This is a genomic window from Vibrio sp. CB1-5, from assembly GCF_059412285.1.
Genome location: NZ_JBJHPB010000039.1, coordinates 23,915 through 38,170, shown reverse-complemented (window position 1 = coordinate 38,170; position 14,256 = coordinate 23,915). Strand labels below are relative to the sequence as shown.

At 46.7% G+C, this 14,256-nt stretch carries 16 protein-coding genes; 1 reads left to right on the top strand and 15 read right to left on the bottom strand.

The annotated features are described in order from the left end of the window. Positions 1 to 91: 91 nt before the first annotated feature. The 11 genes from ndk to trmJ form a co-directional block, all read right to left on the bottom strand. Positions 92 to 517, bottom strand: coding sequence for a nucleoside-diphosphate kinase (gene ndk / locus ACJB0T_RS20365; protein WP_042476257.1), 426 nt, complete (start codon positions 515 to 517; stop codon positions 92 to 94). A 52-nt stretch (positions 518 to 569) separates the two neighbouring features. Continuing rightward, a complete protein-coding gene (pepB, locus tag ACJB0T_RS20360; RefSeq protein ID WP_479288831.1) occupies positions 570 to 1,865 on the bottom strand; it encodes an aminopeptidase PepB in 1,296 nt (431 codons plus the stop codon). A 203-nt stretch (positions 1,866 to 2,068) separates the two neighbouring features. Next, positions 2,069 to 2,269: a Fe-S cluster assembly protein IscX gene (gene iscX / locus ACJB0T_RS20355; RefSeq protein WP_479288830.1), complete on the bottom strand. Its 201-nt coding sequence runs from the start codon at positions 2,267 to 2,269 to the stop codon at positions 2,069 to 2,071. 15 nt (positions 2,270 to 2,284) lie between these two features. After that, the gene (gene fdx / locus ACJB0T_RS20350; RefSeq protein WP_198558218.1) at positions 2,285 to 2,623 is read right to left on the bottom strand and encodes an ISC system 2Fe-2S type ferredoxin; all 339 of its coding nucleotides are present in this window, start codon (positions 2,621 to 2,623) and stop codon (positions 2,285 to 2,287) included. Positions 2,624 to 2,641: 18 nt separating this feature from the next. Further along, positions 2,642 to 4,492, bottom strand: coding sequence for a Fe-S protein assembly chaperone HscA (gene hscA / locus ACJB0T_RS20345; protein WP_479288829.1), 1,851 nt, complete (start codon positions 4,490 to 4,492; stop codon positions 2,642 to 2,644). A 23-nt stretch (positions 4,493 to 4,515) separates the two neighbouring features. Beyond that, the gene (gene hscB, locus ACJB0T_RS20340; protein ID WP_479288828.1) at positions 4,516 to 5,031 is read right to left on the bottom strand and encodes a co-chaperone HscB; all 516 of its coding nucleotides are present in this window, start codon (positions 5,029 to 5,031) and stop codon (positions 4,516 to 4,518) included. Between the two features lie 56 nt (positions 5,032 to 5,087). Further along, a complete protein-coding gene (gene iscA / locus ACJB0T_RS20335; RefSeq protein ID WP_042476242.1) occupies positions 5,088 to 5,411 on the bottom strand; it encodes an iron-sulfur cluster assembly protein IscA in 324 nt (107 codons plus the stop codon). A gap of 74 nt (positions 5,412 to 5,485) precedes the next feature. Beyond that, positions 5,486 to 5,866 carry a Fe-S cluster assembly scaffold IscU gene (gene iscU / locus ACJB0T_RS20330; RefSeq protein ID WP_042500728.1) on the bottom strand — a complete coding sequence of 127 codons (381 nt, stop codon included), beginning with the start codon at positions 5,864 to 5,866 and terminating at the stop codon, positions 5,486 to 5,488. Between the two features lie 33 nt (positions 5,867 to 5,899). Beyond that, complete coding sequence (locus tag ACJB0T_RS20325) at positions 5,900 to 7,114, bottom strand: IscS subfamily cysteine desulfurase (RefSeq protein WP_479288827.1); 1,215 nt, start codon at positions 7,112 to 7,114, stop codon at positions 5,900 to 5,902. Positions 7,115 to 7,142: 28 nt separating this feature from the next. After that, positions 7,143 to 7,649: a Fe-S cluster assembly transcriptional regulator IscR gene (iscR, locus tag ACJB0T_RS20320; protein ID WP_042476234.1), complete on the bottom strand. Its 507-nt coding sequence runs from the start codon at positions 7,647 to 7,649 to the stop codon at positions 7,143 to 7,145. Positions 7,650 to 7,760: 111 nt separating this feature from the next. After that, the gene (gene trmJ, locus ACJB0T_RS20315; protein ID WP_479292196.1) at positions 7,761 to 8,492 is read right to left on the bottom strand and encodes a tRNA (cytosine(32)/uridine(32)-2'-O)-methyltransferase TrmJ; all 732 of its coding nucleotides are present in this window, start codon (positions 8,490 to 8,492) and stop codon (positions 7,761 to 7,763) included. Between the two features lie 177 nt (positions 8,493 to 8,669). Between trmJ and suhB the strand changes: the two genes are divergently transcribed. Beyond that, the gene (gene suhB / locus ACJB0T_RS20310; protein WP_479288826.1) at positions 8,670 to 9,473 is read left to right on the top strand and encodes an inositol-1-monophosphatase; all 804 of its coding nucleotides are present in this window, start codon (positions 8,670 to 8,672) and stop codon (positions 9,471 to 9,473) included. A 197-nt stretch (positions 9,474 to 9,670) separates the two neighbouring features. Here suhB and secF read toward each other — a convergent pair whose 3' ends face one another. The 4 genes from secF to tgt all read right to left on the bottom strand — a co-directional run bounded on the left by secF (position 9,671) and on the right by tgt (position 14,149). Next, the gene (gene secF, locus ACJB0T_RS20305) at positions 9,671 to 10,618 is read right to left on the bottom strand and encodes a protein translocase subunit SecF (protein ID WP_479288825.1); all 948 of its coding nucleotides are present in this window, start codon (positions 10,616 to 10,618) and stop codon (positions 9,671 to 9,673) included. A 9-nt stretch (positions 10,619 to 10,627) separates the two neighbouring features. Continuing rightward, entirely contained in the window at positions 10,628 to 12,484 is a 1,857-nt protein-coding gene (gene secD, locus ACJB0T_RS20300; protein ID WP_479288824.1) for a protein translocase subunit SecD, read from the bottom strand. 20 nt (positions 12,485 to 12,504) lie between these two features. After that, the gene (gene yajC, locus ACJB0T_RS20295; RefSeq protein WP_353497925.1) at positions 12,505 to 12,834 is read right to left on the bottom strand and encodes a preprotein translocase subunit YajC; all 330 of its coding nucleotides are present in this window, start codon (positions 12,832 to 12,834) and stop codon (positions 12,505 to 12,507) included. 169 nt (positions 12,835 to 13,003) lie between these two features. Then, positions 13,004 to 14,149 carry a tRNA guanosine(34) transglycosylase Tgt gene (gene tgt / locus ACJB0T_RS20290; RefSeq protein WP_479288823.1) on the bottom strand — a complete coding sequence of 382 codons (1,146 nt, stop codon included), beginning with the start codon at positions 14,147 to 14,149 and terminating at the stop codon, positions 13,004 to 13,006. Positions 14,150 to 14,256: the final 107 nt, after the last annotated feature.

The following is a 14,256-nucleotide window of genomic DNA, read 5'->3' as shown; positions in this document are numbered from 1 at the left end:
TCAGGTTTCTTTCAACCTGACGGGTTTGCCAGCTTCGCTGGGCAAACAAAAAAGGAGGCTATGCCTCCTTTTGGTTATCTTTGACACTCAATTAACGAGGACAAATCTCTGACTGTGGAAAGAAAAACTCAATCTCACGTGCTGCTGACTCTGGGCTATCTGAACCGTGTACAGAGTTATGGCGCATGCTTAGCGCATAGTCTGCGCGGATAGTGCCACAAGCTGCTTCTTCTGGGTTTGTTTTGCCCATTAGCTCACGGTAGCGACAAATCGCATCTTCACCTTCCAGCACTTGAACCATGATTGGGCCAGAGGTCATGAATGCACGAAGATCATCGAAAAACGGTTTACCTTCATGCTCAGCGTAAAAGCCTTTTGCTTGCTCATCGGTAAGATGAACCATCTTAGCTGCGATGATAGACAGACCTGCTTTTTCGATACGGTGATAGATCTCACCAATCAAATTACGCTTAACTGCATCCGGTTTAACGATAGAGAATGTTCTTTCTAGGGCCATTAGTGTTCCTTTTCTTTCGTGTTGTTCTTTTATTAGTAATAAGTTGCTTGAATTACTTGTCAGCCTGCTCCGTTAGCAAACGAGCGAGCGTGCGCACACCCATACCCGTCGCGCCTGCAGACCATTTGTCGTTTCCAGACTTACGGTAAGTACCAGCGCAATCGAAGTGTAACCAACCTTTCTTATAGTCTTCCACAAAGTAAGACAAGAATGCCGCAGCCGTGCTTGCACCTGGAGAGTAGTCACCACTGCTGATGTTGGATAAATCAGCAAAGTTTGATGGCAACATACCGCGGTGGAAGTCCGCTAATGGAAGTGGCCATAGGCCTTCTTTCTCTTGGTTCGCATTGGTCAGTGCTTGATGCGTTAACTCGTCATCAAATGACATAATGGCGTGGTAATCATTGCCAAGCGCGTTTTTAGCTGCGCCTGTAAGCGTCGCACAGTCGATGATAAGCTCTGGATTTTGTTCACTTGCGTAGATAAGACCATCCGCCAGCACTAAGCGACCTTCCGCGTCGGTATTCATGATTTCTACTGTCTTACCATTTTTATAGGTAATCACATCACCTAACTTAAGCGCACGACCCGATACCATATTTTCAGCACAACATAGGATCAGTTTTACACGCTTGTTTAGGCCACGCATGATAGCAAGACCTAGACCACCAGTAATGGTACCCGCACCGCCCATATCCGCTTTCATTGCCGTCATAAAGTTCGACGGTTTTAGGCTGTAACCACCTGAATCAAAGGTAATGCCCTTACCCACTAAACAAGCAAATACCGGCGCGTTTTCATCACCAGTTGGGTTGTAGTCCAGTTGCAGCATCGCAGAGGTGCGCTCAGAGCCACGACCAACAGCGAAAATGCCTTCCCAACCTTCGGTAAGTAGATCTTTGTCTTTAACGATGCGGTAAGTCACGTGCTCTGGAGCCGCTGACTTAACGAATTCTGCTGCCATTGTTGCTAGTTGACGTGGCGCTACTTCTTCTGCACTTTTATTGATGATGTCACGCGTCCAGTCAGACGCTTTGATGCGCGCGTCTAACTCTTTCTTATCTAGCTCGTTTAGTTCAGCAAGCTCGACTTGAGTGCTTTTCTTTGAGTTGCGGTAACCTTGGTAGAATGCCCAAGAAGACTCTAAATCCCAGCCTTCGCCTGCAAGTGTGGCGTTTGAAATGCCTTGTGAGTCTAACTTGCGAGCTGCGCGTTGAATCGCGCCAAGATCGTGACCTTCACCGATGTGGATCGTCGCACCTTGCTCTGAGAAAGAAATGATAGCCTTTTCGCCCCATTGTGGCGCTGCCGCTTCTTGGCTAATAAATACCGACATTGTGCTAGACATGGTCTCTCCTTGTCTTAAATCTAATTATTGCAGCTTGCCTATTGCAGTTCAGCTGCTGTGTCGCATTCTGTATATAAAATGATGTTATCACTATGTAGAGACAATACCAATGACTGCACCATGGGAATTAATAACAATGTAACATGGTGCGACAAAAAAACGGGCCAAAGGCCCGTTTTTATATAACTAACTAGTGTGTCTGTTTAATCGTACTCGTCCATCCAGCACAAAATCACAGCTTCGAGGATTTTTTCGTTGGAGCGATTGGCATCATCGTCAAAATCTTCTAAGTCTGTAATCCATTTATGCAGGTCAGTGAAACGGACCGTTTTCGGGTCAGTTTCTGGAAATTGATCGCACAGCTCGATAGCGATATCACGAGAATCAGTCCATTTTAAGCTCATGAATCCTCCAGTTAATTAGTGATCTTCAGATGCGTGGTTTAGTGTGTATTTCGGGATTTCTACCACAAGATCTTCATCCGCAACGATCGCTTGGCAGCCCAAACGCGATTCAGGCTCTAGACCCCATGCTTTATCCAGCATATCGTCTTCAAGTTCTTCACTCTCTTCTAGTGAATCAAAGCCTTCACGGATGATGACGTGACAAGTGGTACATGCACACGACTTTTCACAAGCGTGCTCAATTCCAATACCGTTCTTTAGCGCTACGTCTAATACAGTTTCGCCTTCATTTGCCTCTAATACTGCACCTTCTGGGCAGAGATCTTCATGGGGCAGAACAACAATTTTTGGCATGACTACTTAGTCCTCGATCTAAATGTTATCAACTGATTGACCCGCCAATGCTTCACGGATGGATTTGTCCATTCGACGTGATGCAAACTCTTGGCTCGCCTTGTCAGTGTCTTTAATACCTTGTTCAATAGCATCGGCGTCATCGCCATTGCGAAGTTCAATCAGAGCTTCAATCGCTTTAACCAATGCCTGTTTTTCTTCTTCGTTTAGAAGTACATCGCCGTCCGCTTGCATCGCAGCGATAAGGCCTTCGATAACACGGTCAGCCTCTACGCGTTGCTCGGCTAGAGCACGCGCTAACATATCGTCTTTAGCGTAGGTCATCGAGTCTTTGAGCATGTTGGTGACTTCGTCATCGCTGAGCCCGTAAGATGGCTTCACCTGAATTTCCGACTGAACACCCGTGCTCTTTTCCATCGCGGTAACAGACAGCAGACCGTCCGCATCAACTTGGTACGTCACGCGAATGTGCGCAGCACCCGCTGCCATTGGAGGAATGCCTTTTAGTGAGAAACGAGCCAGTGAGCGGCAGTCGTCCACCATCTCACGTTCACCTTGCACTACGTGCACGGACATCGCCGTTTGGCCGTCTTTGAATGTGGTAAATTCTTGAGCGCGTGCCACTGGAATTGTAGTGTTGCGTGGAACAATCTTCTCGACCAAACCACCCATAGTTTCAATACCCAAAGACAGAGGAAGAACATCCAACAGCAACATCTCTGAGTCAGGTTTATTACCTGCAAGAATGTCCGCTTGAATCGCTGCACCAATCGCTACTACTTCATCTGGGTTGATATTTGTCAGCGGTGTTTTACCAAAGAAGTCGCCAACCATGTCACGAACCAATGGAGTGCGAGTTGAACCGCCAACCATGACAGCTTCTAGAACGTCTTCTGCATCGACTTCAGCATCTTTCAATGCACGGCGGCATGAAAGCAGTGTCTTTTTCACAAGCGGACGAATGAGGTCTTCAAACTGAGCTTTCGTCAGTTCACCCTGCCAGCCGAGAACGTTGACAGCCGCAACATCATTTTGGCTCAGGTCGATTTTTGCTTGTGTGGCTGCATCGAGCAGTTCACGTTGCTCATGAGCGTTAAGCTCTGATTTGCCTGCTTGTTGCTGTAAGTAGTCGGCAACGAGATGGTCAAAATCATCACCACCCAGCGCTGAATCACCGCCAGTTGCTAGCACTTCAAATACACCGCGAGATAAACGCAGGATAGAGATATCGAAGGTACCACCACCTAAATCGTAAACCGCAATCACGCCTTCTTGACCACTATCTAGACCATAAGCAATGGCTGCTGCAGTCGGTTCGTTAAGAAGACGCAATACATGCATACCCGCTAGGTTGGCCGCATCTTTGGTGCCTTGACGCTGTGCATCATCGAAATACGCCGGAACGGTAATCACCACACCAGCCAGCTCGCCACCAAGGGACTCTTCTGCACGCTTACCAAGCGTTTTAAGAATGTCAGAAGAAACTTGAATCGGGTTCTTGGCGCCGCCTGCGGTTTGCAGAACAGGTAGACCATTATCACTTTCTGTTAGCGAATATGGCATTGACGGGTAACGAGCCTGAACGTCTGTAAGTGAGCGGCCGAGTAGGCGTTTCACAGAAATGATGGTGTTAACAGGATCGAGTGCTGCGTTGTCACGAGCGTCAATACCGACTGTGATACTGTCATCCGCATAGCGAACCGCTGATGGGAGGATCTTATTGCCGTTGGCATCTGGTAATGTCGCGGCTTCACCACTTCTTACTGTCGCGACAAGGGAGTTGGTCGTACCTAGGTCGATGCCCGCCGCCAGTTTATGTTCGTGTGGCGCGGAGCTTTGACCCGGCTCTGCGATTTGAAGTAATGCCATTCAAATATCCTTGGGAGCTTCCATTAACCAAGCAGCTTATCTTCTAGCTGTTCTATTTCACTTTGCAACTTGGCGATAAATTTTAGTTTTCTAACGCTATCAGCAGCGACTGGCCATTCGCCTTTGGAAAGCTGACCTTCTAACTCTGATAGCTGTACCTTGAACATTTTGCTGACCTTGGCTTCAAAGTCAAAAAGTTCTAATTCAGGGTCACTTGAAGACGCGAGATCTTCCAATTCTTCTCGAAGTTCCATCTGTTCCATTAAGAACAGTGGATCTTGCAATGTTTGCTGCTCAGCACGAATATCGACACCATTTTCGGCCAATAGGTATTCGGCGCGAGAGATAGGCTTTTTAAGCACTTCGTAGGCATCATTAATTTGCGCTGCCTTTTGCACTGCAAGTAAGCGGTCGCGCTCAGAGGCAGTGGCAAAGTTGTCTGGGTGAAAGCGTTTTTGCAGTTCTCGGAACTGAGAAGAAAGAAGGCTACCGTCCAACTGAAACTGAACAGGTAGCCCAAATAATTCGAAATGGTTCATAGCATTGACTCGCAATTAATGAGCTTGGCCGATATCACAGCCAAGCTCGTCAAAGGTTAAACATTAAAGCTTTCACCACAACCACACTCGCCTTTCGCATTCGGGTTGTTGAACTCAAAACCTTCGTTCAAGCCTTCTTTTACATAATCGAGCTCTGTGCCATCGAGATAAACCAAGCTCTTAGCGTCGATGATCACTTTCACACCTGAGTGCTCAAACACTGAATCACCTTCATCCAGATCATCAACGAACTCAAGAACGTAAGCCATACCAGAACAACCCGTGGTCTTTACACCTAGGCGTAATCCAATACCTTTGCCGCGATTATCTAAAAATGTCTTAACTCGGCTCGCTGCTGCGTCTGTCATTGAGATGGCCATACTACAACCTTTGTTCGTTTCTCTTGATGATACTGTGTCTTAATAAAGCTAAAGGGCTTGGTTATCCAAGCAGTTTAGTCGTGCTTCTTCTTGTAGTCAGCAACCGCTGCTTTGATTGCATCTTCAGCAAGAATTGAGCAGTGAACTTTCACTGGTGGCAACTCTAGCTCTTCTGCAATTTCAGAGTTCTTGATCGCTGCGGCTTCGTCAATAGACTTGCCTTTCACCCACTCTGTAACTAGTGAGCTTGATGCGATCGCTGAACCACAGCCGTAGGTCTTAAACTTAGCATCTTCAATGATACCTTCTGGTGTCACCTTGATCTGCAGTTTCATTACGTCACCACAAGCTGGTGCGCCAACCATACCACTGCCCACAGCCGGATCATTCTTATCAAATGAACCTACGTTGCGTGGGTTCTCATAGTGGTCAATTACTTTTTCACTATACGCCATAATAACTTCCTCGAATCCTCTACTTCCGTGAGATTAGTGGTGTGCCCACTCAACCGTGTCTAGGTCAATCCCTTCTTTATACATATCCCATAGAGGAGACATGTCACGTAATTTGTTTACTGCTGTTCTGATCTGCTCAATCGCAAAGTCGATGTCTTCTTCAGTGGTGAATCGACCAAATGAGAAACGTACCGAGCTGTGTGCTAGCTCATCATTTAGGCCTAGTGCACGCAGTACATAAGAAGGCTCTAGACTTGCTGAAGTACATGCAGAACCAGAAGATACGGCCAAGTCTTTAAGCGACATCAGTAGCGACTCACCTTCAACGAACGCAAAGCTTACGTTTAGGTTGTGCGGAACCCGCTGCTCAAGGTCACCATTGACTGTCACGGCTTCAAGATCTTTAACGCCGTTAAGTAGACGGTCACGCAATGTTTTTGCGTGGTCGTAGTCTTTCTGCATGTCTTGCTTAGCTACAGCAAAGGCTTCACCCATACCCACGATTTGGTGAGTAGGTAGTGTGCCCGAGCGGAAACCACGCTCATGACCACCACCGTGCATTTGCGCTTCTAGACGAATGCGTGGCTTACGACGTACGTAAAGCGCACCAATACCTTTAGGGCCGTATACTTTGTGAGCAGACAGTGAAATCAAGTCGACTTTCATTTCTTGAACGTCGATAGGCAGCTTTCCTGCAGATTGCGCTGCGTCTACGTGGAATACGATTTTCTTACTACGGCAAAGCTCGCCGATAGCAGTAATGTCTTGTACAACACCGATTTCGTTGTTTACGTGCATGATTGACACAAGTACTGTGTCTTCACGCATTGCCGCTTCTAGCTTAGCTAGGTCAACAATACCGTTTGATTCTGGCTCGAGGTAGGTCACTTCGAAGCCTTCACGCTCAAGCTGACGGCATGGGTCAAGAACCGCTTTGTGCTCAGTTTTAACCGTGATGATGTGCTTACCTTTCTTGCTGTAGAAGTGCGCAGCACCTTTAATAGCAAGGTTGTCAGACTCAGTAGCGCCAGACGTAAATACGACTTCGCGAGGGTCTGCGTTCAACAGATCAGCGATCTGTTCACGAGCGTTATCTACTGCTTCTTCTGCTTGCCAACCAAAACGGTGAGAACGTGACGCTGGGTTACCAAAGGTACCGTCCATTGTCATGTATTGAACCATTTTTTCTGCAACCCTTGGATCGACAGGGCAAGTGGCAGAGTAGTCTAGATAAATAGGCAGTTTCATTCTTTACTCCAATGTATAAGCGACACTACTACGAGCGAACATTGATTCCGATGGGTGCGGTGCTTGTACTTTTTCTTGAGAACCCATGATTTACCGCGAGATCTACGTCTTGTCGGTCTGAAATTTCTAATACTTCGTTATCTACCATCAGCTCACCAAGAGTGATGTTGTTTAGGAAGTCACTGATGCGAGAGCTTAAATCTCTCCAAAGTGTATGTGTGAGGCAACGTGTACCACCTTGGCAATCTCCTTTGCCAGCGCATTTTGTTGCATCAACGGACTCATCAACTGCAGCGATGACAGTACCGATTGAAATCTCGTTGGCTTCTGCACCTAAGCGGTAACCACCACCTGGACCACGAACACTCGCCACCAAGCCCGCTTTGCGAAGTTTGGAGAACAACTGTTCTAGGTAAGACAAAGAGATACCTTGACGTTCTGAGATGTCCGCTAGAGGTACTGGGCTTTGCTGTGAGTGCAGTGCGACATCAAGCATCGCCGTTACTGCATATCTTCCTTTGGATGTAAGTCTCATATCACACTATCCACATTGATTATGTGGCATAAATATTTCCATACCTGAGTATTTTAGTCAAGTATTTAATTGACTAAAATACTCAGGTATTTAACCCAACAAAAGAAGTGGTTATTTTTTAACCCCTATCGTTTTTTCAACGGAGGTCAAAATGCCGCGCAATGTATTGATTTCCGTAGTTTCAGGACGTGCTCGACTAAACATTCTTCGCAACTTATTCATGACAAGCCCCGGCTTCTCCTTCGAGATAAACTGGGTATCAGTGATGACTTTTTCAAGGTGTTGGTAGAACAATTCCAGTTCTTTATGACGTGGATAATCGATTTCACTTGGCTCTGAGTACTGCTGAGCTTCTCGCTCTAAATGCGCAACTCTAACTTCATAGCTCAGTGTTTGCACCGCCATAGCAAGATTGAGCGAGCTGTACTCTGGGTTCGCAGGAATACACGTATGGTAATGACACAGCTGCAGCTCGTCATTGGTTAATCCGGTGCGTTCGCGCCCAAATACCAAAGCCACCGAATGCTTTTCTCCTTCGACCGCAAATTTCTTACCACACTCTCTTGGCTCAATCATTGGCCAATCTAAAGTGCGCGAGCGTGCACTAGAACCAACAACAAGACCACAATCTTCCACCGCTTCTTCTAAAGTCGAAACGATTTTTGCACCTAATGCTATATCACTCGCACCCGCAGCCAACGCAACCGCTTGTGAATCGACCTCACATTGAGGGTCCACCAGCACCATCTGGCTCAGTCCCATCACCTTCATCGCTCGAGCTGCCGAACCGATATTTCCAGAATGAGAAGTCCCCACCAGGACGATTTTTACGTTGTCTAGCATTGTCACGTTGCACTCATTTTACACAATCGCAGAATGGTAACATAATCTTGACTGAAGTAGTCAGGATCTTTCTATTCATAAAATCAACAGCACAAAAAATAACCACTTCCCTTTTGCCAAATCTTTGGTATACTTCGCGCCGCTTTTTGTTCTTTAACATCCGTTGGGAAAATTCGTATGCATCCAATGCTAAACATCGCTATACGCGCAGCGCGTAAAGCGGGCAACCATATTGCTAAATCACTAGAAAACACTGACAAGATTGAGTCAGTACAGAAAGGCACTAATGACTTCGTTACTAACGTAGACAAAGACGCCGAAGCAATCATCATCAGCACTATCCAAGCTTCATACCCAGATCACAGCATCATTGCTGAAGAGGGTGGACTCATTGAAGGTAAAGATAGTGACGTACAATGGATCATCGACCCACTGGATGGCACTAATAATTTCGTTCGAGGCATTCCTGCTTTTGCTGTATCTATTGCAGTTCGCATCAAAGGTAAAACAGAAGTAGCGTGTGTTTACGACCCAATGGTTAACGAGCTTTTCACTGCACAACGCGGTGCTGGCGCTCAGCTTAACAATGCACGTATTCGTGTAACTCAGCTTAAAGATATCAAAGGTACTGTTATCGGTACTGGCTTCCCATTCAAACAGAAGCAACACTCTGAAAGCTACTTCAAGATCATGTCTTCTATGTTCAACGAGTGCTCTGACTTCCGTCGTGCTGGTTCTGCAGCTCTAGACCTATGTTACGTTGCAGCAGGTCGTCTAGACGGTTACTTCGAGCTTGGTCTAAAACCATGGGACATGGCAGCAGGCGAACTGATTGCTCGTGAAGCTGGTGCTATCGTGACTGACTTCTCTGGCGGTACAGAGTACATGAAGTCTGGTAACGTTGTTGCTTCAAGCGCACGCGGCGTAAAAGCGATGCTAAAACATATCCGTGAAAACGGTAACGAAGCTATCCTTAAGTAATTCTTTACAGCTTAAATAGTTCTGATAAAGAAAGTACAGCCCGTCACAGCTGAATTCGAAATCCCGACCTCTGGTCGGGATTTTTTTGTTTTGTACCTAGGGTAATGTGATATTCAATCTGTAGGCTCACTATCGCTGACAAAAAAAGCCACTCTTTCGAGTGGCTTTATCAATATTGTCAAATCCAACAATCTGCCTTATGGCACCTCATCAAATTCAGCGCCTTCTTTTTCAATCTGTGGCGGCATTAGGTGCTCTTTCTGGATACCCAGTTTCAGAGCTAGCGCAGATGCCACGTAGATAGAAGAGTAAGTACCAACCGTGATACCCAACAGCAATGCAGTCGCAAAGCCGTGAATCATCGCACCACCTTGAGTAAACAGCGCGATAACTACAAACAAGGTAGTACCAGACGTAATCAAGGTACGGCTTAGCGTTTGCGTGATTGAACTATTCATAATGTCAGCTGGCTCACCTTTACGCATTTTGCGGAAGTTTTCACGGATACGGTCAAACACAACAATGGTATCGTTGAGTGAGTAACCGACAACCGTCAGAAGTGCTGCGACAATCGTCAAATCAACTTCAATCTGCATAAGCGAGAAAATGCCTAGCGTGATGATAACGTCGTGTGCTAGTGCGAGTACCGCACCCGCCGCCAAACGCCATTCAAATCGCACTGATACGTAGATCAAGATACAGATGAGCGACACAAGGATCGCAAGACCGCCCGCTTCTGTAAGCTCATCACCTACGTTTGGACCAACGAACTCGATACGACGCATTTCAACGTCTTCACCCGTGCCCACGCGAATAGCATCTAGGATCTGATTACCCAGCGCTTCTGCTTGCATGTCATCACGAGGACGCAGACGAACCATAACATCACGAGCAGAACCGAAGTTCTGTACCGTGGCATCGCCAAAGCCTTTCGCATCTAATGCTGAACGAACTTCCTCAAGGTTTGCTGGCTGTTCAAAGCCTACCTCGATAAGTGTACCGCCAGTAAAGTCTAGACCCCAGTTAAGCCACTTCGTCGACAGTGTAAAAATAGCCGCACCGATCATCACAATGGATAGAACGAACGCAACTTTTGACCAACGCATAAAGTCGATCGTTTTGTCTGCTTTCATTATCTGAAACATAACTAACCCTTAGATCGACAATTTGTTGATACGTTTACCGCCATAAACCAGGTTCACGAGACAACGTGTACCTATGATGGCTGTAAACATAGAAGTAAGAATACCGATAGACAGTGTTACCGCGAAGCCTTTGATCGCACCTGTACCCACAGCAAATAGAATGATCGCTGTAATCAAGGTGGTGATATTCGCATCGGCGATGGTACTGAATGCGTTAGCATAGCCTTGGTGAATCGCTTGTTGAGGATTACGGCCCTCTTTAAGCTCTTCACGTATTCGCTCAAAGATCAGAACGTTCGCATCCACCGCCATACCGACTGTCAGTACGATACCTGCGATACCTGGCAGCGTCATCGTCGCACCTGGAATCATCGACATCACACCAACGATAAGAACGATGTTCGCCATCAATGCCATGTTGGCAAACAGACCAAATCGACGGTAGTAAACCAGCGTAAATAGCATCACGGCAATCATACCTGTGATACACGCTTTAATACCCATATCGATGTTTTGCTGACCCATTGATGGACCAATAGTACGCTCTTCAACGATAGAAATAGGCGCGATCAACGCACCAGCACGAAGCAGTAGTGCTAGGTTATGCGCTTCAGCAGCAGAATCGATACCCGTGATACGGAAGTTACGACCAAGTGCCGACTGAATTGTCGCTTGGTTGATCACTTCTTCATGCTTATCAAGGATAACTTTGCCTTCTGGCGTGCGTTTGCCGCTGTCTTTATATTCAGCGAAAACAGTTGCCATCAGCTTACCGATGTTCTGACGAGAGAACGCAGCCATCTTGTTACCACCTTCACTATCTAGTGAGATGTTAACTTGTGGGCGACCGTATTCGTCTGCGCTAGAGCTTGCATCTGTAATGCTCGCACCGCCTAGGATAACGCGCTTCTTAAGCACAACCGGACGACCGTCACGATCCAGCTTAATCTCGCTACCCGCTGGCGCACGACCACTTGCTGCCGCAGCTAAGTCAGCCGAGCTGTCAACTTCACGGAATTCTAGTGTTGCAGTTGCACCCAAAATTTCTTTCGCGCGCGCAGTGTCTTGAACACCCGGTAGCTCAACCACGATGCGACTCGCACCTTGACGCTGAACTAATGGCTCTGCCACACCTAGTTCGTTTACACGATTACGTAGAATAGTGATGTTCTGCTCTACGGCGTAGTTACGAATTTCTTGAAGGCGAGTTTCTTTGAATTTAGCGACAAGAGCAAAGCGACCGTTTGAATCAGAATCTGAGAAGTCCATATCTGGATACTTTGACTCAAGAACCGTCTTCGCTTCGGCAAGCTGTTCAGCATCACGAAGTAATACTTCTACGCCATCTTTGCCTGCAGGTCTGATAGAACGATAACGAATACGCTCTTCACGAAGATCGCTTCTGAAGCCTTCTTCTTGCTGACCTACCAGCTTTTCCATCGCTGCATCCATGTCGACTTCCATCAAGAAGTGAACACCACCACGAAGGTCAAGACCGAGTTTCATTGGCGCAGCGCCAATAGACTCAAGCCAATCAGGAGTAGCTGGGGCAAGGTTAAGAGCAACGATTGAATCTTTGCCTAGCGCTTCACTGATGATATCACGAGCACTAATTTGAGTATCAGTGTCAGTAAAACGAACAAGAATGGAGCCATTTTCTAGTGCAATGGACTTATGAGAGAGTTGCTCTTCATCAAGAGCTTTAGTGACAGTATCCAGCGTCGACATATCAACAGAGGCGCCACGCGCCCCTGTAATTTGAATAGCCGGATCTTCACCGTATAGATTGGGAAGTGCGTATAACGCCGCTGCCGCAATGGCGAATATCACCATCAGGTACTTCCACAAAGGGTAACGATTTAGCACAGCGAGATCCTATAGCTGTTTTATAGAGACTTCAGCGTACCTTTTGGTAGCACTGCAGTAATGAAGTCTTTCTTGATAACTACTTCATTGTTGTCGTTTAGTGCGATAGCAATGTAGTCGTTGTCTTCAGCGATTTTTGTGATTTTACCAATTAGACCGCCGTTAGTTAGGACTTCATCGCCCTTACCCATAGAAGCCATTAGGTTTTTGTGCTCTTTTGCACGCTTCGCTTGTGGGCGGTAAATCATGAAGTAAAAAATTACCGCGAACATGCCTAGCATGATTAGCATTTCGAAACCGCCACCTTGTGGTGCTGCTTCAGCTGCGTGAGCTGCAGAGATCAAACTCATCGGAGAACATCCTCTTTAATGTAAATACATATCCAAAATTGGGCTATCCCCCTATCTTTTCAAGAAGCAAACGGTAACTCAATGTTTCTTATTCGCTTAGAGGCACAAAAAGTGTGACCCAGAGCTAGGATTTGTTACCTATTGCAGGGATAGCCGACTATTTAGCCAACTATTGAGCGTCGACCTTCATATCTAGTGGTGGCACTTCGCGGTTGCGACGTGCGTAAAACTCTTCCACAAACTGCTCAAAACGGTCTTCATCAATCGCCTTACGGATACTTTCCATCAGCATTTGATAATGACGCAGGTTGTGAATGGTGTTTAAACGTGCACCCAAGATTTCGTTACAGCGATCTAGGTGATGTAGATACGCTTTCGAGTAATTCTGACAGGTGTAGCAATCACAGTTCTCGTCTAGCGGACCTATGTCTGTTTTGTTTGTCGCGTTACGAATCTTAATCACACCGCCAGTCACGAATAAGTGGCCGTTACGTGCGTTACGCGTTGGCATTACACAGTCGAACATGTCGATACCACGGCGAACACCTTCAACTAAGTCTTCAGGTTTACCTACACCCATTAGATAGCGTGGTTTGTCTTCGGGCAGCTTAGGTGTTGTAAACTCAAGAACGCGATGCATTTCTTCTTTTGGCTCACCAACAGCAAGGCCACCAACTGCATAGCCATCGAAGCCGATGTCAGTCAGGCCTTTTACCGATACATCACGCAAGTCTTCGTATACGCTACCCTGAACGATGCCAAACAGCGAGTTTTCGTTTTCTAGCTTGTCGAAGTGATCACGAGAACGCTGTGCCCAACGTAGTGACATTTCCATCGACTTCTTCGCTTCTGCGTGAGTCGCTGGGTATGGTGTACACTCGTCAAAGATCATCACCACATCAGAGCCAAGATCTTTTTGGATTTCCATCGATTTTTCTGCATCCATGAAAATACGGTCACCGTTTACAGGGTTACGGAAATGCACACCCTCTTCTGTGATCTTACGGATATCACCAAGACTGAATACCTGGAAGCCACCTGAATCAGTCAGGATAGGACCATGCCAGTTCATGAAGTCGTGCAAGTCACCATGCAGCTTCATGATTTCTTGACCTGGGCGAAGCCATAGGTGGAAAGTATTACCAAGAAGAATTTCGGCACCTGTGCCGCGGACTTCTTCAGGTGTCATACCTTTAACTGTACCGTACGTACCCACTGGCATAAATGCTGGGGTTTGTACTGTACCGCGTTCAAACGTCAACTGACCACGACGAGCATGGCCATCTTTTTTCTTAAGTTCGTATTGTAATTTCACGAAGCCTCCAAATTGCCAGAGACACAGTCTGACTCAATCTTAAAACGCACTAACAAGCGTAGCTTGCCGCACTTAGATCCGCCCGCCCAACATAACTCGTTCGGCGA